The organism is Pseudovibrio denitrificans JCM 12308 (genome assembly GCF_001310815.1).
Taxonomy (GTDB): domain Bacteria; phylum Pseudomonadota; class Alphaproteobacteria; order Rhizobiales; family Stappiaceae; genus Pseudovibrio; species Pseudovibrio denitrificans.
The window spans coordinates 1-19,165 of the sequence record NZ_BAZK01000009.1; the positions used below are offsets into that span (position 1 = coordinate 1).

The window sequence follows — 19,165 nt, forward strand, 5'->3', positions numbered from 1 at the left end:
GAGCCAGAAGTGCAGCACGAACACCAGACCCAGATAGATCGGCATCCATGGAATATCGAAGAGAGCGGCTGGACCCTGGCCGCCCCAGAACTGGCGCATGGTCTCCAGATCGCGGATCGGGTCGACGTTTTTCCCGGTGTTGCCCATGCGCAGCGGCACGCGCAGGTTGGCAAGGAACGCGGTGCGCGACAGGCGGGCATCGATTTCCTGCGAGATACGCGACAGTCCGCGGGCACGGATGCCTTCCAGCAGAGCAAAGAACAGGTAGAGGATACCGGCGAAGCTGGCGATGATCACCAGTGTTGGCACGCTGTGCTGGCAAGAACCCGGTCATAGATCTGCAGCATGAACATTGGGCCCGTCAGCATCAAAAGGTTGATGACCAGACTTAAAACCCCAACGCCCGCATACCCGGACCGCGACGCACCAAACGCCTCAGATACCAGCGGGCGCTTTGGCTGCCCGTTCTTCGTTGTACTCATGGATACTCCCGAAACCACCTGACCCCAACTCAAGTGCGCAGCATATTCTGACATGGTTGGTCAGAGGCCTAGATGCTGCAAAACTCGTGGTTATGCCCCAATAAAATTTGAGGTGCCTATAGTATGTAAATCGCACACTATTTGAAAGGGCAAAGACGCTAAAATTTTTTCATCCATTCAAATTGAGGCGAACACCGCAAACTTATGATTTAATTAAATAATTATGCAACCTGCCATAAGGGCAGGTTGCACGTTTTTTGGGAGCTTACACGAAGACGAAATCGTCTGCGTTGATGACGCTGGAATCAACACCGGAAAGGGTGATGGAACCACCGTCATAGTTGATCACTGTGTCTGCACCAGTGTCCTGAATGGAGAGGTCTGCAAAGCTGTCTGCGCCGCTTTCAAACTTCATGAAATCAAGGCCATTGGAGAAGTCGATGATCGTGTCTGCACCGCAGTTGATGTTGAATACGAAGGTGTCGCTGCCAGAACCACCGGAGAGGGTGTCGTCACCGAGACCGCCTTCGAGGGTGTCGTTACCAGCATTGGCATAAAGGCCGTTGTCAGCATCGTTACCGATCAGCTCATCGTTACCTGAACCAGAATAAGCATTCTCGATCACGGTATCACGCATGATGGTCATGTTACCGGTCAGACCATTCACGTCAGAGTAAGTCTCTGCGACCAAAGAGATCTTCTGGTCAGCACGAACGGAGCTGAAGTTGATGCTGTCGTTGCCGCCATTGTCCATGATGGTGAACGTTGCTGGGTTCAGATCAGCGATGTCATCGTAGTAACCGCCTGCTGTGGAGTTTTCACCGTAAACGGTGGAGCCGGTACGCAGGTCGGTTGCTGTGCCGTACAGGTCCTGCATAGCGAGAATGTCCGCGATCATCGGAGTCACCACATAGGCGCGGCTTGCGTCCACATTGGTGTTCTCCACCTGATCGAAGTAGGACATGATTGTCGCTTGCCAGGAGTCGTTGGAGTAGTGGTTGTCTACGCCATATGTCGCTGCACCATTGTAGTTGCCAGCATGACCAAGGCCGAGGGCATGGCCGATTTCGTGCACGTAGGTCTGGAATGCATAACCATCCAGATCAGTGCCGTAACGGGCAACCCAATCGGTGCTGACGTTCACGGTTGACGAGAGGATGGTGCTGCCGCGAGTGGTCGAGTTTGCGTAAGCGCCGCTGTCGTTGTCGTCAAATGTGATCTGAGCGTTGGAGCTGACAGTGCGGAACTCAATGCCGGTGACCATTGTCCAAGCCTCGAGAGCCTTGGTTGCCAGCTCACGACCGGAAGAGTTCAAGCCGTTGAGGTTCACGGTGAGAGACTCGCCTGGGCTCACGTCAAATGCGCGACGACCACGACCAGTGCTGTTCCAGTAACCATCTGTCAGCTGAGCTGCAATCTGATCGTTGGTGAATGCGTTCGGATCGGTTGGTGGGTCAGTTGGGCCGCCATCTGCATCAACAGAGATTCTGTAGTCGCCGCTGTAACGGTCGTTATAGGAAGCTGCGCCGATGTAGTAGGTGCCGGTGGTTGTTGCGGTGAAAGTGATTTCGGAGTTACGTCCGCTGCCACCGTCATCGTCTTTTGCAATTTCGTTGGCGTTGGAATCGTAAAGGTACAGATATGTGTCGGAAACGCCCCCACTTCCGATGCCATCCATAGAAATGGTGTAGGTTACCCCTGCCTGCACCTCGAGTTTGATTGCGTCTTTATCGCCGGAGAAACTCAAAGTTCCTTCAAAGGTATCTCCCGATGAAATGGAGTAAGGTGTTGATGTGCTGTAAGGCGCATCGCCACCTTCAATAACTCTGGCTTCCTCACCATGGTAATCTCTAAACATATTATCTCCCCTAGAGTAATATCAGTAGTAAACCATTTAAACGTATGAGACGTGCACTCGAAGGCAATATAGATTTTTGTCGGATTCACAGATGAAAGTAATATCAACACAATCAATAGTTGAAACCTTGACGAGTTTCAGGTGTGCAAATAGAATACGTGATATATTATTTCATGCTTAAAACATTTGATTTTTTCCGTAATTTCAATTCAATATCCTAATATAATTAGATAAAAACACTTTGCCGTCTGATAAAAAATTCTAAAAACTGACCAGTTGATCAAATAATTGTAGTATGTTTTTCTTACGGTCTATTCTAATAAATAGATATTTAATACTTAATTTTATTTAGTGATTCTGCAACTTTAGATTTTCCGGAACTACGTAAAATCGATAGAAATTCACAGGTCCACCGGTGGATCTGAGTGGGGCTGATGGGGTAAGTCGGCACATTAACGGAGCTAATCCGGCAAAATGACCTTAAGGTAACTTGCGTTGCTGAAGCCAGCTAACAAAACACCCCGGTCAATGGGGCTTGACCAGGGTGAGTTGTGGGCAGGGTAATTTGCTACCCAGGGGAAATTTCTTTCCTGAATGGCTCAGAAAGGATTCTCCGCCCCTAAGGGCACTTTGTGAGTACGCGAACCCGAAAAAGTGCAGATGGAGGCGGGGCGGAGAGGGGTCTGCCTGTTTGCTGTGCGAATCTCCGGCCCGTCTAGGGGTGCGAGCCGGGGAAATGCATCAGAGGCTCGCCAAGAACTCCTGGTTCAGATCAATGCCGAGACCCGGAGCAGTTGGTTTGGCAAAACCGCCGTCCACCAGCTCGGCTTCCGGAGTGACAAGATACTTACGCAGCTCGCCGTCAGAGAAGTCTGGATGCACGTACTCAAAGTATGGCGCATTGCCCACTGCGAACTGGTAATGGATCGCGGCAGCGGATGTGATGCCGGTCTTCCAGTTATGCGGCATCACCTGCACATTATTGGCGGTTGCCATCTCGGTAATTCGGCGCAGCTCTGTCAGGCCGCCGCAGCGGTTATAGTCTGACTGCAGCAGGTGTACCTTGCCTTTGGTGATCCACTCTTCGGCTTCAAAGCGGGTGGTGCTCATCTCTGCGCCGCAAATGCGGGAGCGGGTGTTTTCAACCAGCTTGGCGTGGCCGCTGAGATCGTCGTGCTGCAGTGTAGCTTCTGCGAAGTACAGCTCCAGATCCTCAATGGAGTTGAGCAGGCGTGCCACTTCGTACCAGTCGGTGAAACGGTAGAGATAGTCCACCATCATATCGGTGTCATGGCCCAAGATGCCGCGCAGCTCACGCAGGTAATAGGCGACTTCCTTGGTGCTCCAGTCCGCTTTGATTGGCACGCACACTTTCACCGCATGGATGTTGTGGGCCTTGGCTTTCTCCAGCAGCGGCGCGTAGCCTTTAATGGCCACGTCCAAAGACGCATCCACCGGAATGGCCGGGTAGAGCGTCAGGTATGGATGGACCTTGTCCTTGTTGGTGCCGCCGAGCAGTTGGTATGCCGGGACGCCGAGCTGTTTGCCCGCAAGGTCGTAATGCGCCATGTCGATGCCGGAAAGGGCGAACATGCCCATACCGCGCATGCCCTGCCACTGCGTGGCGTCATACATGGCATCCCAGATGGCGTTGATTTCGATGGGCAGGCGACCAATCGCTTTTTCAGTGATGTTGGTTAGCCATTTGTGTTCTGTTTCGATGTTGGCGTAGGCGAGGATCGCATCAGGGGATCCGTCAGCTTCGCCAAGGCCGTAGACACCGTTTTCGTCGGTTACTTTGACGACAACCGTGTTCTGGCTCCAGTTGCTGGCCTGATAATTGACCGGAATGAACTCGATGGATTTGATGGGCGCAACAGCAGGATTGAGTGCCAGTGACATTTTTGTAGCTCCTGTAAGAAAGGCGCCAGTTTTGTAACTGGCGCCCTCATGTGCTTTGTTATTTTTTGCGCATTGGAAGTTCGACGCCGTTGGCAATGTCGCTCTTCAGTTCCTTGATGAAGGAAAGAGCCACGATGCCAAGGATGACGACCATCAACAATCCACCAACCACGGTAGAGATCTGGATGGTACCAAGGTCACCACCAATCAGGTTGATCACGATTGGAATGATGCCGAGGAATAGTGCCCATACAAGGCGGTTCCACAGAGCTGGGTCTGCACCATCTGGCAGTTCTTTGGTGGTCATCGCTGCAAGAGAGAAGGATGCCGCATCAAAGGTGGTTGCCATGAAGACGACTGCGGAAACGCAGAGGCCGATGATGAACAGGGTGCCCAGTGGCAGGTTCGCAAACATGTCGATGATCACGGTGAAGGAAGTCTGGCCGGAAGCCAGCGCTGCTGGTGCATCAAAGATGCCTGCGTCCAGAAGACCAATGCCGTAGTTGCCGAAGATTGCGAAGAACACTGCGGTGCCGAGGGAACCGAACAGCAGGGTGCCCAGAACCATTTCGCGGATTGTACGGCCACGGGAGATCTTCGCGAAGAAGAGACCCTGGAACGGACCGTAGGAAACCCACCATGCCCAGTAGAAGATTGTCCAGTCAGACACAAAGGTGGAGTTCTCTGCGTATGGCTCCATGTAGGTGCTCAGACGAACAAAGTTAGTGACCAGTGAACCAACTGAAGTGGTGAAGGACTTGATGGTGGTCAGGAAGTAGCCGCCGAAGAACAGCACGAACACCAGCAGGCCAATCGCCAGGAAGATGTTGAAGTTGGAGAGCTTCGCCATGCCTTTTTTCAGGCCCAGTGCGGAGCTGATGGTGAACAGGCCAACAACGATTGCCAATGCAGCAAGGTTCATTGCGGTGCCGTGTTCCAGACCCAGCACCTTGGAGATGCCAGCAGCAACAACAGGTGTACCCAGACCAAGGCTGGTCGCACTTGCAGTCACCAGACCGATCATGATGAAGATGTCGACCACGTTGCCCAGTGGGCCTTTGGCGCGTGTACCCAGAACACCCTTACAGGATTCTGAAACCTTCAGAACAGGGTCTTTGCGAACGTAGTAGTAGTAACCGATGGTGATGGAGCAGACGGAGTACAGCGCCCAGGCACTTGGACCCCAGTGGAACATGCCGGTTGTGATGGCCCATTCCTTTGCCAGCTCGGTGCCTGGCTCAAGGCCAAGCGGTGGTGTGGACATGTAATAGATCCACTCACTGGCACCACCCCAGAGGATGCCGGCGCCAATGCCCGCACTGAAGATCATGGCGACCCATGAAATCGTGCTGTATTCCGGCTTTTCATCCGCCTCACCAAGGACGATGTTGCCGTATTTGCTGAATGAGACGGCCAGACAGAAGATCAGCGACAAGATCGCTGCCCACATGTAGAACGCGCCAAATTCATTGGTCAGATAGCTCTTCAGAGAAGAGATGAACGCTTTACCCGAACCCGGTGCAGCAATATCTGCTGCCAGAATGCCCATTGTCGGCAGAAGAACCGCAATGCCGCCGACGAAGAAGTTCGTCTTATCCAGTTGTAGTTTAGCCATGGATGCCCCCATTTATTATTCGAAGACGTAAGAAGCAAAGCTTGCTTCTTTCACTGCGTCCCAATCCATTTCCACGCCGAGCCCGTTGCCCGCCGGCGCGTGCACATATCCCTCTTTGTCTGTGCGGATTTGGGTCTTGCTCGCCAGTTCAAACGCCTCGTAAGGGTAGAACTGCTCGAAGAAGTTGCAGTTGTCGTGAGCCAGAGCGACATGCAGGTTGGCAGCCTGCGTAAGGGTGTACCCCATGCTCTGGATTTCCAGATTCTTGCTGTGGCCGGCCGCGATCGCGAAGCATTTGTTCAGTTGAGTAATGCCGCCGCAAACAGTTGCGTCCTGACGCACGTCTGACCACATCCCAGTGCTCAGTGCGTGCGTAACTTCCTGCAGTGTCAGCAGGCAGTTGCCATGGCTGGAAATTTCAAGATCCGTATTGGCGACAAGGCGCTGATAGGTCTTGAAGTCGTAGTCGGAAACTGGCGCTTCTAGCCATTCCCAGTTGTGGCGTTCCATCCACTTGGCCATTTTCATGGCTTGTTCAGGTGTATAGAAGCCCGCGGTATCCAGCATGAAACGGATGCCGGATGTGCCGTATTTGGCCTCAACAGCTTCCACCAGTGCCACGTCTTTGTCGTAAACGCAGTAGCAGTGCAGTTTGATTGCTGTGAAGCCGTGTTCAATGCAGTCGTCAATGTAAGGGAAGTATTCCTCTACTGTGTCGAACATTGGTGTGGAGGCGTAGGACTTGATTTTAGTCCGTGCGCCGCCAAGCAGCATGTAAAGCGGCATTCCGGCTTTCTTGCCTTTAATGTCCCATGCTGCAATGTCGATTGGAGATTTCGCTGGCAGTCCACCCCAGGTGCAGCGCGCTCCAAGCCAGTTGTTGAGCTCCTGAGTCATCAGCGGGTTTTTGCCGATGAGACCCGGAACGATTGTGCGCAGAGATTCAATGATGCACCGATCAAAGAAGTTCTCTGTGTAGCTCATAGTTGCGCCCAGACCCTCGGTTCCATCCTCGGTGAACAGGCGTACAATGTTGTTGGTGTACAGCAGAGGTTCCTGATTATCCGCCCAGGGAATAGGGGGCGCATTCTCATCAGCCAAAGCATAAAGCTCGACACGGCTAATTCTGCAGTCTTCCATTTTTAACTCCCAGAGTGCCTTGAGGCACCTTCCTTATTGCCCGACTTGTTACAGAGCACTGCCGGCCGCACGCATCGCCTCGCGCAACTCTTTTGTGTCTACATCTCTGTAATTGATCGCTTTTTCGATTTTCTGTTTTGTCGCCACAGCCGCCGCATGGCCCAGCTCAAAGCACTGGGCAGTAACGCGGGCAGAAGCGAGGGCTTCATGTTCAGCACTCAGGCACCGTCCCGCGACAATCACGTTGTCCAGCTCCTTCGGCACCAGCGTGCCGTATGGAACCTCGTAGTAATCTTCCATCAGCCAGTGCAGTTTGCTCTTTTCACCGGCGTGCATTTCAATCGGCCAGGAGGAGCGCACGACGCCATCCTCTGGCTTGTCACAGTTCGCAACATGGTCGTTGGTCAGAGTGTTTTCGCCGCTGATGGTCCGTGTCTGGCGAATGCCCACTTCCGGTGGCATGTCAATCAGCTGAGACTCTTCAAAGCCTTTGATCTTGTCCTTGAAGAAGCGGTGATACTCGCGGGCCTGACGACGGCCATAGACTTCCGCGTATGTGAAGTCAGCAGGGTCCACCACGTTCAGCATGCGGTTGTCCTGACCTGCCAGACGGGTGCAGTTCATCAGGAACACGCCCTTCTGCGGGGTAGGGAATACCCAGACTTTGTTGCGAGGTGTGTCGTACTCTCTGCTTTCATAAGCAGTTTTCAGCTTGTCCATCATGTCAGGCGGGCAGATGGTGTTCTGGCCGAAGTAATCGTAGAAATCGCTTTCCACCACGTCTGACAGACGGAAGATCATGGTTGGGTTCTGGATGGCACCATTATCGCCGAAGCTGTACGCACACCCCGCTTTCGTCACGAGCGCCGCATCTCCTGACGTATCAATGAATGCTTTTGCTTTGAGGAAGGTGCTGCCTGCTTTGGATTCCACACGGATCGCGGTGATCTCGTCTCCATCACGAACCACTTCGGTCATGTAGGTGTGGTAGAGGCACTGAACGCCGGATTCTTCAAGAAGGTCATCGGCGGCTTCCCGCCAGATCAGCGGATCAAAGGTCACCACATGGGTGTTGCCGTAGATTTGTGGAGGCGTTGCACCGCCTTTTGCCTGCAGGCGAGCACGAAACTCTTCTGCGAAACCGAAAACGATTTGCTTGGCGTCTTTGTTTTCGATGTCGTCCTGGGTGAGGAACAGACCGCAGATGGTACCTGAGAGGCCAGCGACCGCTCCGCCTCCACAAAACCCGTTTTTTTCGATGAGGATAGTTTTCAAGCCGTTGCGTGCACTCATAACAGCCGCTGCAACACCAGATGGTCCGCCGCCACAAACAACAACATCTGCTTCAGCAAGAACAGGAGATGCGGTTTCTGCTAGGGCAGTCTCTTTCCAGTTTTTCATGGGCGCTTACCTTGTATGCCACGGTTTATGGCTGTTTGCTTTAGTTCTGAGTCCATGAGGACTGTTTGGGTAAACATATCCTCAAATCTGACATATTAGCAACCTTAAAAGCAAAATGAGGAGGCTGTGGCAATGGTAATAACCCTTAGAAATCGACGATTTTTGCCAAATATACGGCGCTGATATGGCAATTGAATCCGCCTGACATGCCAGTGAAATCATGCCAGTTTCAGAGTATCAAAATGCGATAAAGCGCTCATTACTTTGGCTTTTTCAGTTTGTCTCAAATCTGCAAAGCGCAGCAACTGCCCGAATTCTATGTAGTTTTCGCGTGACAGAATGACACAATGCTGGCAGCTGATAGATTACGGTATGTAAGAGGCGTCCAGGGCTGACATGTCAGGAGATTGCCAAAGGGTCGATAAAGGCCTGTTTCACTGACATAGCAGGAAAAGAAAATAAGAGATTGCTGGCAAAACGGGAATGCACTGTGCTACACTGTGATACAACTGACACAGAAATAACGCTTTTAAAACAGGGGGTAACCGTGCCTCACGAGAAAACGCAGGCGGAGCTTGCTCGCACGGAAATTGAGCGGAAACTGTTTTTCAACGAGCTTGATGTTTCAGCTCTGTACTCTGAAAACAAACTCGCCTCCCTGCTGGATCTGGGCAGAACGCCCGTCCGTGAAGCGCTTCAGGCGCTGGAGCAGGATGAGATGCTGGCGATCCATCCGCGCAAAGGCGTGCAGTTCCTCTCCATCACCGCAGAGCAGCAATTGCAGCTGCTGGAAGTGCGCAAGCAGATTGAACCGATCTGCCTGAGATTCGCTGCCATGCGCGCCTCAACCGACCAGCGCCGGGAAATGCTGGCGCTTGGATCGCTGATCGTGCAAAGCGCGAAGGATGAGGATGAGGTGGCGCTGCTGTCTAACCTGCAAGACATCCACCGCATCGTGACGGAAGCCACCAACAACCCGTATTTCCACCATTCGCTTGCCCGCGTGCAGAGCCAGTCACGCCGGTTCTGGTTTGCCAACAAAGACAAATCTGACAACCTGCTGTGCTCCCGCTTTCACGAGGCCATCATGCGCTCCGTCGCCATGGGAAATGAAGAGGAAGCCGTCAAGCAATCCGGTTTGTTGCTGGAACACCTCACTGAATCCGCCTTCAAGGCTCCAAAGTTCGGTTAGTTCAGGCCGTCAACGAACAGCGAAACACGAGAGGGCGAGTCGCAAGACAGCCCGTTTTTTGTGTCTGAGCTCAGCAGCAAGTTAGTCCAGACCTTCCACAATCACTGTCTCCACATCAGCAATCCCGCGCCGGAAATCTCTGGCGACTCTGTATTCGGGAGAGTTGTAGCAGGTCATGGCAGCGTCCATGCTTTCGAACTCAGCAATCACGTGGCGGTGGTGCTTTTCGCCTTCCATCTGCTCGGCCTTTTCACCGCGGGCCAGAATGGTGCCGCCATATTTGCGCAGTATGCTTGGCGCAGCCTCAGTGTAGAACCGGTAGGTCTCTGGATCCTTGATGTTGATGCGGGAAACCCAATACGCTTTTGCCATCTGTTTTCGTTCTCAAAGCACCATTTTGCATCTGCCTCTGGCCCATTCAAGCGACCAGAAAGAGCGCAGATCTGCATGTCTTTGCACAGTATAAAGCGGGCCTCTGAAACCAATCTTACTGGTTTTGGACCAATCAAAAATTCGGGTAAATCTGACGTTAGGGCGCTTTTCTAAAATGCGCTCAAATTCCGCAAAATGAAAAAATGCTCTTGATTAAACGGAAAGCTTTGCTAACCTGCTAACACGAATTAGCAATGGTTCAGCGCTGCATTTTCCGAGAGATTCAGGGGGCTGTCTCCCGAAGGGATTACCGGAACACTACAGCATCAGCCAAACACCGGAATCAGGGGGCAGAAGGTCTCTCTGCTTCTTCATAGTACATTTATTTGCGGCGGACTTCTGAGCTTTCTTCAACCCTGTCAGCCGTCAGAAAGTTTGCTTTGTCAGTCCGGCTTTGCCGGCGTGTTGTGAGTGGGGGCTCAAGTGCTTAAAGGGATCAACCCGATCATTTTCCCGGAACTTTTAAAGATCCTGCACGAGATGGGGCATGGAGATGAGCTGGTACTCAGCGATGCGCATTTCCCGGCCTATTCCGTTTGCGACAAGGTGCTGCGCGCTGATGGGTGCGAAGCAACCGATCTTCTGCAAGCCATCATGCCTCTTTGGGAGTTGGATCAATACGACCCGGAGAACGTCATGATGATGGCTGCTGTAGAAGGCGACCAGCTGCCGGATGGACTGGTCGACGATTACCAGAACGCTTTGCCAGCAGGTGCGCAAATCACCTTTGTCGAGCGTTTTGCTTTCTATGAGAAGGCGAAGAAGGCGTACTGCGTGGTGGTAACAGGCACCACGCGAAAATATGGAAACGTCATCATCAAGAAGGGCGTGATCCAGGGCTAAAGCGCAGTTCTGCAAGTGGATCCGGTTTCGGATGGAACTGCGCGTGACATGAGACAGCGGTGATTGAGGCGTGGCTCGGGGAGGGGCGGTGTCATCAGTCAGGTAACAACCGGATGTCTCGGCCATATCATTTTGCTGATCTGCATACCGCAGCAACAGTTGGGATCTGTGCGTTCCCACTGAGGTGTGCATGCCAGCTTTGGGGGGAGAAAATAAATGAATACCATCGTCAGAATGACGGGTATTGAAAAGACGTTTCCGGGTGTGCACGCCCTTAAAAATGTGCAGTTTGATCTGCGTGCCGGCGAAGTTCACGCCCTGATGGGAGAGAACGGAGCAGGCAAATCCACCTTGATGAAAGTGCTTTCCGGTGTTTACACCCGTGACGGCGGCAGTATCGAAATCAACGGAAAAGCGGCTGACCCAAAAGGGCCGCGTGAAGCGCAGGAACTCGGAATAGGCATTATCCATCAGGAACTGAGCCTGATGAATGATCTGACGGCGGCACAGAACATCTTCATCGGTCGTGAGCCGCGCCTGCGATTTGGACGTCTTGATGAGGCTGCCCTCAACCAGAAGACCGCTGAGATCTTCAAGAGCATGGCGCTGGACCTGCGCCCGGATGTGCTTGTCGGCAACCTGACCATCGCCAAGCAGCAGATGGTGGAGATCGCCAAGGCACTCTCCTACCGCTCGCAAGTGCTGATCATGGATGAGCCGACAGCCGCGCTCAACGACAAGGAAATCGCCGAACTGTTCACCATCATCCGCCGTCTGAAGGCGGAGGGTGTAGGCATCATCTACATCAGCCACAAAATGGATGAGTTGAAACAGATCTCTGACCGCGTCACCGTGATGCGGGACGGCGAGTATGTGGGCACTGTTCCAGCCGCTGATACCCCGGTTAATGAGATCATCTCCATGATGGTTGGCCGCGAGGTGAAGGACGAGGCCGTTGTGGTGCCGGATCTTTCTGCCGCAGATGTGGCGCTGGAAGTGAAGGGGCTCAACCGTGGCACAGAAATCCGCGATGTCAGCTTCTCGCTGAAAAAAGGCGAAATCCTTGGCTTTGCAGGCCTGATGGGTGCTGGCCGAACGGAAGTCGCCCGCGCCATCTTCGGCGCTGATCCGCTGGATTCGGGTGAGATCCGGGTGGATGGTCACACCTGCAAGATCAACAGCCCGTCTGATGCCGTGCAGGTTGGCATTGGTTATCTGTCAGAGGATCGCAAACACTTCGGCCTCGCCACCGGCATGGATGTGCGCGCCAACGTGGCCATGGCCAGCATGGACCAGTTCTGCAATCGCTTTGGTGTGCTGAATGAGGCTGGCATGGCAGAGGCCGCGGCCAAGTACATCAAGCAGCTGGAAATCAGAACGCCCTCCGACAAGCAAGAGCTCCAGTTCCTGTCCGGTGGCAACCAGCAAAAGGTGGTCATCGCCAAGTGGCTTCTGCGCGATTGCGACATTCTCATCTTTGATGAACCCACACGCGGCATCGATGTGGGAGCGAAATCCGAAATCTACAAGTTGTTGAACTCACTGGCAGAGCAGGGCTGTGCGATCATCGTCATCTCCTCCGAACTGCCAGAAGTGATGCGCCTCAGCCATCGTATTGCGGTGATGTGCGAAGGCCGCCTGACCGGTATTCTGCCCGGCGGCAGCTCAACAACCCAGGAAGACATTATGCGCCTCGCAACACAACGCGACCCGGCAGCGCAAATTGTGAGTGAAGTACAATGACAGACACCACCTTAACTCCGCAAAAGAACCTGATCGGTCGTTTTGTGAGCTCGGGCGCGCACCAGAAGCTGCTCGCTTTCGCCAGCCTGATTGTCCTGCTCATCGGCTTTGGTCTGGCCTCGCCAAACTTCATGCAGATGTCGAACATGATCGCCATTTTGCAGGCGACCTCGGTCAACGGTGTTCTGGCCATTGCCGCAACGCTCATCATCATCACCGGCGGCATTGATCTGTCCATCGGCACCATGATGACCTTCTGCGCCGTGATTGCCGGTGTGGTGCTCACCTACTGGGGCATGCCACTGCCGCTTGGTGTGGCCGCTGCCATTGCCACGGGTGCTTTCTGCGGCCTGTGTTCCGGCACATTCGTTGCTAAAATGAAGGTGCCGCCGTTCATTGCAACGCTTGGCATGATGCTGATCCTGAAGGGCCTGTCGCTCGTCATTTCCGGCACACGCCCAATCTACTTCAATGACACTCCGGGGTTTGACCTCATTTCCCGTGGGTCCGTCATTGGCGCCATCATTCCGGGTCTTCAGATCCCCAATGGTGTGCTGATCCTGTTCCTTGTTGCGATTGCAGCCTCTTACATTCTGGGACGAACTGTACTGGGCCGCTACACCTTCGCACTTGGATCCAACGAGGAATCCGTGCGCCTGTCCGGCGTCAACACGGATGCCTGGAAGATGGGAATCTACGCACTCGCAGGTGGGATCTGCGGCATCGCTGGCATTCTCATCGCATCTCGCCTTAACTCCGCACAGCCTGCCCTTGGCCTCGGTTACGAGTTGGAAGCCATTGCAGCTGTGGTGATTGGCGGGACGTCTCTTGCCGGAGGACGCGGCACCATCATGGGCACATTGATCGGGGCTCTGATCATGGCCGTGCTGACCAACGGTCTGCGCGTGCTCTCTGTTGCTCAGGAATGGCAGACGGTTGTAACGGGCGGCATCATTATTCTGGCCGTCTATGCGGACATGGCCCGCAAGAAAAAAGCTCATGCATAAGATTGGTTGGGGCGCCTTTGCCCCAGCTGCATATTTTTATCGGGAGGAAATACATATGTTTACAAGACGTACTCTGATTGGCGCATTGGCCTCAGCAACATTGCTTGCAACCAGCTCGCTTTCACTGGCAGCAGATAAGGTCTACATCCCGCTGATCTCCAAGGGCTTCCAGCACCAGTTCTGGCAGGCTGTGAAAGCCGGCGCTGACAACGCAGCCGCTGAGCTGAACGTTGAAATCACTTTCGAAGGCCCAGACAGCGAAGCCATGGTGGATCGCCAGATCGACATGCTGGCTGCAGCACTGGCCAAGAACCCGGCAGCTATCGGTTTTGCCGCGCTGGACAGTCAGGCCGCTATTCCACTGCTGCGTCAGGCCCAGTCCGCTGGCATTCCAATCATCGCGTTTGACAGCGGCGTCGACAGTGAAATCCCGCTGGCACTGGCTGCAACTGACAACGTGGCAGCAGCAAGCCTGGCTGCAGACAAAATGGCAGAGCTGATCGGCAAGAGCGGTAAAGTGGCCGTGGTCGCACACGATCAGACCAGCCGCACCGGCATCGATCGCCGCGATGGCTTCCTCAACCAGATGAAGAACTATCCGGAGATTGAAGTTGTCACCGTTCAGTACGGCGGCGGCGATCAGCTGAAGTCCACCGAGTTGACCAAAGCGATCTTGACCGCAAATCCGGATATCAAAGGCATCTTCGGCACCAACGAAGGCTCTGCGATCGGCGTGGCCAACGGTGTTCGTGAAATGGGCAGCAAAGACGTTGTGATCATTGGTTACGATTCTGGCCGCGCCCAAAAAGACGCCGTCCGCAGCGGCTGATGGCAGGCGCCATCACCCAGAACCCGGTCGGCATCGGCTATGAGACCGTCAAGGCAGCCTACATGGCCTCCAAAGGCGAAAAAGTCCCAGCCAACATCGACACCGGCTTCTACTACTACGACGCCTCCAACATGGACTCCCCAGAAATCGCAGCCGTCCTCTACGACTAAACCCGTTGCGTTTCCTTGGTAAATAGAGAAAGGCCTCTCACCACGAGAGGCCTTTTTGCTGCTCTTATCCCTTCGCAAACGCCAACAACTTCCTCAAATCTTGCCTCATTTCCAGCCAGGGTTTGGCGTTGGCTGTTGGGCGGTTCCAGGTTCGCTCTGATTGGCGCATCAGGTGTGCGGCATAGATCGCGGCGAGTATGTTACCGGCGGCGAGGCCTGCGAGGATCCACCAGAGGCCGAGTGTGGAGCCGATGAACAGCAGCGGGAAAACCAAAGCGAAGGTGCGGACCAGCATGATTTTTAGCGCGACACGTGGCATCTGCAGGCCGTTGAAGATAGCGACGGTGACCGCCACGAGGCCCTGAAAGCTGTAGGAGGCAGCAACGATTTTAAAGTAGATGCCGACAAACTCGATCACGGCGGGATCATCGGAAAAGATAGTTGCAATGGTTGGACCGAGTAGGGCGAGGGTTCCGAAGAGCAGGATGCCCAGATAAAACGCAGCTTTGCCCGCAAAGATGATCGCCTGATCGATCCGCTCGTGTTCTTCCGCGCCAAAGTTCTGTGCGATGAAGGGTGTGACCGCCATGGAAACGGCGAAGATGCCGATCAGCGCGAGTGACTCAATGCGCCCTACGATGCCAAAGGCTGCCACCGCTTCTGAGCCATACCCAGCCAGCAGAAAAGTCGTGAACATACCAGTGGTGGGCACAAGCAGTTGCATGAAGATGGTTGAGACGGAGAACTTCATGATCTCAGCAAGACCAGCAAGCGCACCGTTCAGTTTGTTGGTGCCAATCAGCCCATGCCGGATGAGGATCACCATCATACCTAGAAAGATGAAGGCAAAGGAGAGCCCGGTTGCCCAGGCCGCACCTGCCAGTCCCAGTTCAGGAAATGGGCCAATGCCGAAAATCAGCAGGTAATCGAAGACAAGGTTGATTAGGCCTGCGATGGCAAAGATCACCTCTGTCTGCTTGGTGATGCCAATCGCACGTGCAGCCCCGCTGCCTACAATACCCAGCATCAACAAGGGCAGCCCCAGATAGAGCGTGCCCATATAAGCGTCCAGCAAGGGAAGCACCTCAACTGTGGCTCCCAGTGCCGAGAAAGTAGGATCAATAAACTGCCGACCGGCAAAGCTCAAAGATATGGAGACAAGGGCGACCAAAGCCAGCGAAACCATAGTCAGCGTAGCGGCCTTCTCACGTTCATGGGCGCCGACAGCTTTGGCTATGACGGCGGATACACCGACGGAAAACCCCATAAAGAGAGAGGCAAACAGAAAGAAGGCGCTGGAAGAAAACGCCAGTGCAGCGAGCTCGTTGGAACCCAGCATGCCGACGAAGTAACTGTCGACTATCTGGAAGAGAAAGGTGGAGAGCATGCCTAGCTGATGGGAGCTGCCATGCGTAACAACATGGTGTTGACGGGTGTTTCCACCATGGGGTTGGATTGCGTGGTCATGGGGTATCTCGCGGGCTCAGGATTTGGTGGCAGATAGGCGTGGGAGCTTACGAAAGGAGGTCAATATGCTTTTGGAAACTCGCTGAGCCCTGAAGCAGTAGACCCGCTTCAGGACTTGTTAGCGCCTCACCGAAAACCGATTTTATGCTCTCAGTGAGACGCTTAGTGGCTCCATGGGGCCATCAGGCAGCAACTGGCACTTTTGGGGATGTGCCTTGTGCTGCATGAACTTTTAGAACCGCCGGATCTGCTGCCAGCTTGCATACCAATGCGTCGATGTTCTTGTATTCGGAAGTGGACTTTTCAAAACCATAGGACCAGCTGGCCATGGCATAAAGAAAGGCATCTGCAACGGATTTGCCTTCACCCACCATCCATTCTCGGCCTTCCAGATGCTGATCAATCTGGGTAAGGGCTTTGTCGACCAGCTGCTTTGCCGCTGCAGTCACCTCATCATAGCCATTGGCATCCGTGGTGAAGCGCATTGGCGCAAAGACAGGCCAAAAATACGGATGAAGCGTGCCGGAGAGATAAGCCAGCCAGCGGTGCAAGTGAACGCGATCTGCAGATCCAGCAACAGGGCCGATGCCCGCCTCAGGGTTCTGATCAACCAGATAGAGCAGGATCGCAGACCCTTCCGGCAGTGCCAGATCACCATCCACCAGTGTTGGCACCACGCCGGATGGGTTCAGCTTCAGATAATCTTCGGATTTCATGGTCGCAAAATCGATGTGCTCGACGTCATAAGGCTTGCCGATCCATTCAAGTGCAATGTGCATGGCGGTGGCGCAGGTGCCTGGGGCTGAATAGAGTTTCATGGGATTTCCTAACTTCGGTTGGTTGATGTGTTGAACTCGGTGTAGGGAAAAGCTAGGCGGAAACTAATTGTTGCACAATCTGCACTAAATGCGTTTTACTGTTTCCTATATGAGTTAATAGGATAGAGCAGATATGGCTGATCTGAACGCAATCGCAGCGTTTGTGGCTGTGGCTGATGCTGGTACTTTTTCCAGCGGGGCCGCAGCTATTGGAATTCCCAAAGGCAGCATCAGCCGCAAAATCAGCATTCTGGAAGAAAGCCTCGGCGTACGTCTGTTTCACCGCACAACGCGCAAGGTGACGCTCACAGATATCGGGCGCTCCTTTTATGAGCGATGCAAACGCGGAGTAGATGAACTTTCCGCGGCCACTCAGCTGATAGATGAAAGCACAGCAACACCCTCCGGTATCCTACGTGTAGCTGCCCCGGCTGCTTTTGCAGATGGTGTGTTCAGTGATGTGATTGCCATGTATCTGGCGCGTTACCCCAAAACCCGAGTGGAGCTGATGCTCAGTGATGAGTTTCTCGATTTGATCGAGGAGCGGATCGATCTGGCCTTTCGGTTTGGAGAACTGCAGGATTCATCCCTGATCGCCCGCAAACTCTCCACGACCCACCGTATCCTCTGCGCCAGTCCCAAACTGCTGGAAGCTTTGGGAGAACCTAAGAGCCTTGATGATCTGGTGGAGTATCCCTCTATTGTGCATGGCTCAACGTTGAGCCAGAGCTCCTGGCGGCTGGTGGACAAAAAAGGGAGAGAACACATCGCCCGACATAAGCCAAGGCTAGCCGCTCAAAGCATCTCCATGGCTGCCAGCGCTGCAACACTGGGCATCGGCGTCGCCCTTCTGCCCGGCAAGGCAGTTGAAACCGCGCTGGAAACTGGAGAGCTGCAACACATCCTGCCCAACTACGCCACCCCAACCCAGGCCTTTACGCCATCTACCCCAGCAGCAAACACCTCTCCCTCAACGTCCGCAGCTTCATGGACCTACTGAGCAACTCTGACTTACTTGCCAACAGAGACGATGCCTAAAGTTTGGACTTCCGAAACACCGCGGGGGTTGCGCCGGTCCAGCGTTTGAAGGCGACGGAGAAGGCGGCTTGATCGGCGAAGTCGAGGAGGAAGGCGACTTGAGCGATGCTGTCGGTTCCAAGTAACAGGCGCTTGGCCAGATCACAGCGCGCTGTTTCAACCAGTGACTTGAAGTTGGTGCCTTCCTCAGAAAGCTTGCGTGTTAGTGTTCTGCGGGTCACGCACAGTTCTTCGGCCACCTCATCCCCACTTGGCAAGTTACCGGGCAAACGGGAGCGGACGAGCTCGATCACTTTGGCAGACATACCGGTTCGGCTCTTCGGCATCTGGCTGAGCCGTTCCTCGCCATGTTTGAGAAGGTGATCGCGCAAAGCGGCATCTGAAGTGGCTATCGGAAAGTCGAAACCATCCTCTGGCAACTGAATGCCGCTGGCCTTTTGTGCTGAAGAGACTTCGCATCCGGCCAGTTCTGCCAGTGTGGCGCAGTGGTCGGTGTCATCACACTCCAGCAGCACAGACATCTGCCGAAACCGGGACCAGCAATCTGTTCCGTGCGTTTGAGCAGGCCGAACACCAGAAACTCCCGGTGCCTTGGAAACTGATGGGCGCCGATAATGTCGCTCTTCAGACATATGGTCGGGTGATGTTCATCGCCATCCAGTTCAAAACTCAGGTCAGGATCTTCCAGCGCATAGAAGCGCTGCGCGAACCGGAACACTTGCCCCACATTGTCACTGGCCTGCGCCAGATATGCCAGTAATGTCTTCGCCCCCGGAGAAGCCAGACCAGCGCGGGCGGCGAAGGTTGGGTCTTGCAAGGCATCGCAGGCTGTTTCCAGTGCCGCAGCTTCGCGCTGCAGATCGACCCGTCCATTGGCGTCCGCCAAAACGTCGGGTGCAACGCCGACAGCTTCCAGGATTTTATCAAAGCCCAAAGCGGCGGCGGGTTCGCGCCCATAAACCTGAGCTGCATGGCGCAATCGATAGGCGCTGATGCGTGTCATGGCGACTTCCACTCTGTTTGAGAGGGGCGCTTCAACGTTCTTTGCGTCGATTAGCCTCTCAAATGTCCAGAAATCAAAAACCGATGACCAGAACTCTAAAGAACGTCCTTTGCTCATACGTTAATTTACGAACATCAACAAACGGTGCTGCCTAGGACGGTAGCTTTCTAAACGAAGCAAAGGACATTCACCGTGAAGTCGATCATCCTTTCAAGCGTCATGGTA

General features: G+C 54.0%; 16 protein-coding genes and 2 pseudogenes. 6 read left to right on the top strand and 12 right to left on the bottom strand.

What is annotated here, in order from left to right; all coding sequences use genetic code 11:
* The 7 genes and pseudogenes from JCM12308_RS29920 to JCM12308_RS13440 form a co-directional block, all read right to left on the bottom strand.
* A pseudogene (locus JCM12308_RS29920) lies at window positions 1-309 on the bottom strand (type I secretion system permease/ATPase); the annotation flags it as partial.
* Window positions 294-482: a hypothetical protein gene (locus tag JCM12308_RS29925; RefSeq protein ID WP_054784088.1), complete on the bottom strand. Its 189-nt coding sequence runs from the start codon at window positions 480-482 to the stop codon at window positions 294-296. The gene JCM12308_RS29925 and the pseudogene JCM12308_RS29920, both read right to left, overlap by 16 nt.
* Before the next feature lie 265 nt (window positions 483-747).
* The gene (locus tag JCM12308_RS13420; protein WP_008548930.1) at window positions 748-2,340 is read right to left on the bottom strand and encodes a M10 family metallopeptidase; all 1,593 of its coding nucleotides are present in this window, start codon (window positions 2,338-2,340) and stop codon (window positions 748-750) included.
* 741 nt (window positions 2,341-3,081) lie between these two features.
* A complete protein-coding gene (locus JCM12308_RS13425; protein ID WP_054784089.1) occupies window positions 3,082-4,242 on the bottom strand; it encodes a mandelate racemase/muconate lactonizing enzyme family protein in 1,161 nt (386 codons plus the stop codon).
* A 58-nt stretch (window positions 4,243-4,300) separates the two neighbouring features.
* Entirely contained in the window at window positions 4,301-5,857 is a 1,557-nt protein-coding gene (locus tag JCM12308_RS13430) for a BCCT family transporter (RefSeq protein WP_008549295.1), read from the bottom strand.
* Window positions 5,858-5,872: 15 nt separating this feature from the next.
* Complete coding sequence (locus JCM12308_RS13435) at window positions 5,873-6,997, bottom strand: mandelate racemase/muconate lactonizing enzyme family protein (RefSeq protein ID WP_008549394.1); 1,125 nt, start codon at window positions 6,995-6,997, stop codon at window positions 5,873-5,875.
* A gap of 48 nt (window positions 6,998-7,045) precedes the next feature.
* Complete coding sequence (locus JCM12308_RS13440) at window positions 7,046-8,398, bottom strand: FAD-dependent oxidoreductase (protein ID WP_014284892.1); 1,353 nt, start codon at window positions 8,396-8,398, stop codon at window positions 7,046-7,048.
* Between the two features lie 547 nt (window positions 8,399-8,945).
* Here JCM12308_RS13440 and JCM12308_RS13445 point away from each other — a divergent pair.
* The gene (locus JCM12308_RS13445) at window positions 8,946-9,590 is read left to right on the top strand and encodes a GntR family transcriptional regulator (protein ID WP_054784090.1); all 645 of its coding nucleotides are present in this window, start codon (window positions 8,946-8,948) and stop codon (window positions 9,588-9,590) included.
* Between the two features lie 81 nt (window positions 9,591-9,671).
* Here the strand turns inward: JCM12308_RS13445 and JCM12308_RS13450 are convergent, their stop codons facing one another.
* Window positions 9,672-9,962, bottom strand: a complete 291-nt coding sequence (locus JCM12308_RS13450) for a DUF1330 domain-containing protein (RefSeq protein ID WP_014284894.1) — start codon at window positions 9,960-9,962, stop codon at window positions 9,672-9,674.
* A gap of 483 nt (window positions 9,963-10,445) precedes the next feature.
* On the opposite strand from JCM12308_RS13450, the gene fucU reads away from it, so the two are divergent.
* From fucU to JCM12308_RS13470, 4 genes and pseudogenes are all read left to right on the top strand, one after another.
* Window positions 10,446-10,865: an L-fucose mutarotase gene (fucU, locus tag JCM12308_RS13455; RefSeq protein ID WP_041768324.1), complete on the top strand. Its 420-nt coding sequence runs from the start codon at window positions 10,446-10,448 to the stop codon at window positions 10,863-10,865.
* 216 nt (window positions 10,866-11,081) lie between these two features.
* Entirely contained in the window at window positions 11,082-12,608 is a 1,527-nt protein-coding gene (locus JCM12308_RS13460) for a sugar ABC transporter ATP-binding protein (RefSeq protein WP_054784091.1), read from the top strand.
* Window positions 12,605-13,615: an ABC transporter permease gene (locus JCM12308_RS13465; protein ID WP_008549151.1), complete on the top strand. Its 1,011-nt coding sequence runs from the start codon at window positions 12,605-12,607 to the stop codon at window positions 13,613-13,615. The genes JCM12308_RS13460 and JCM12308_RS13465 overlap by 4 nt, the downstream gene beginning before the upstream one ends.
* 55 nt (window positions 13,616-13,670) lie before the next feature.
* Window positions 13,671-14,614: pseudogene (locus tag JCM12308_RS13470) on the top strand (ABC transporter substrate-binding protein).
* A gap of 64 nt (window positions 14,615-14,678) precedes the next feature.
* Here the strand turns inward: JCM12308_RS13470 and JCM12308_RS13475 are convergent.
* Complete coding sequence (locus JCM12308_RS13475; RefSeq protein ID WP_054784092.1) at window positions 14,679-16,001, bottom strand: MATE family efflux transporter; 1,323 nt, start codon at window positions 15,999-16,001, stop codon at window positions 14,679-14,681.
* A 262-nt stretch (window positions 16,002-16,263) separates the two neighbouring features.
* The gene (locus tag JCM12308_RS13480) at window positions 16,264-16,899 is read right to left on the bottom strand and encodes a glutathione S-transferase family protein (protein ID WP_054784093.1); all 636 of its coding nucleotides are present in this window, start codon (window positions 16,897-16,899) and stop codon (window positions 16,264-16,266) included.
* 133 nt (window positions 16,900-17,032) lie between these two features.
* On the opposite strand from JCM12308_RS13480, the gene JCM12308_RS13485 reads away from it, so the two are divergent.
* Window positions 17,033-17,899, top strand: a complete 867-nt coding sequence (locus tag JCM12308_RS13485; RefSeq protein WP_054784094.1) for a LysR family transcriptional regulator — start codon at window positions 17,033-17,035, stop codon at window positions 17,897-17,899.
* A 34-nt stretch (window positions 17,900-17,933) separates the two neighbouring features.
* On the opposite strand, the gene JCM12308_RS29930 is transcribed toward JCM12308_RS13485, so the two are convergent.
* The gene (locus JCM12308_RS29930; protein ID WP_208978563.1) at window positions 17,934-18,356 is read right to left on the bottom strand and encodes a helix-turn-helix domain-containing protein; all 423 of its coding nucleotides are present in this window, start codon (window positions 18,354-18,356) and stop codon (window positions 17,934-17,936) included.
* Entirely contained in the window at window positions 18,326-19,057 is a 732-nt protein-coding gene (locus tag JCM12308_RS13490) for an AraC family transcriptional regulator ligand-binding domain-containing protein (protein WP_208978564.1), read from the bottom strand. The genes JCM12308_RS29930 and JCM12308_RS13490 overlap by 31 nt, the downstream gene beginning before the upstream one ends.
* Window positions 19,058-19,165 lie beyond the last annotated feature (108 nt).

What these genes read in the sequence shown, in the direction of transcription:
- JCM12308_RS13430 (WP_008549295.1), bottom strand. Translation starts at nt 5,857, where the DNA reads ATGGCTAAACTACAACTGGATAAGACGAACTTCTTCGTCGGCGGCATT.
- JCM12308_RS13465 (WP_008549151.1), top strand. Translation starts at nt 12,605, where the DNA reads ATGACAGACACCACCTTAACTCCGCAAAAGAACCTGATCGGTCGTTTT.
- JCM12308_RS13425 (WP_054784089.1), bottom strand. Translation starts at nt 4,242, where the DNA reads ATGTCACTGGCACTCAATCCTGCTGTTGCGCCCATCAAATCCATCGAG.
- JCM12308_RS29925 (WP_054784088.1), bottom strand. Translation starts at nt 482, where the DNA reads ATGAGTACAACGAAGAACGGGCAGCCAAAGCGCCCGCTGGTATCTGAG.
- JCM12308_RS13440 (WP_014284892.1), bottom strand. Translation starts at nt 8,398, where the DNA reads ATGAAAAACTGGAAAGAGACTGCCCTAGCAGAAACCGCATCTCCTGTT.
- JCM12308_RS13475 (WP_054784092.1), bottom strand. Translation starts at nt 16,001, where the DNA reads ATGCTCTCCACCTTTCTCTTCCAGATAGTCGACAGTTACTTCGTCGGC.
- JCM12308_RS13420 (WP_008548930.1), bottom strand. Translation starts at nt 2,340, where the DNA reads ATGTTTAGAGATTACCATGGTGAGGAAGCCAGAGTTATTGAAGGTGGC.
- JCM12308_RS13480 (WP_054784093.1), bottom strand. Translation starts at nt 16,899, where the DNA reads ATGAAACTCTATTCAGCCCCAGGCACCTGCGCCACCGCCATGCACATT.
- JCM12308_RS13490 (WP_208978564.1), bottom strand. Translation starts at nt 19,057, where the DNA reads ATGAGCAAAGGACGTTCTTTAGAGTTCTGGTCATCGGTTTTTGATTTC.
- JCM12308_RS13450 (WP_014284894.1), bottom strand. Translation starts at nt 9,962, where the DNA reads ATGGCAAAAGCGTATTGGGTTTCCCGCATCAACATCAAGGATCCAGAG.
- JCM12308_RS13460 (WP_054784091.1), top strand. Translation starts at nt 11,082, where the DNA reads ATGAATACCATCGTCAGAATGACGGGTATTGAAAAGACGTTTCCGGGT.
- JCM12308_RS13485 (WP_054784094.1), top strand. Translation starts at nt 17,033, where the DNA reads ATGGCTGATCTGAACGCAATCGCAGCGTTTGTGGCTGTGGCTGATGCT.
- JCM12308_RS13435 (WP_008549394.1), bottom strand. Translation starts at nt 6,997, where the DNA reads ATGGAAGACTGCAGAATTAGCCGTGTCGAGCTTTATGCTTTGGCTGAT.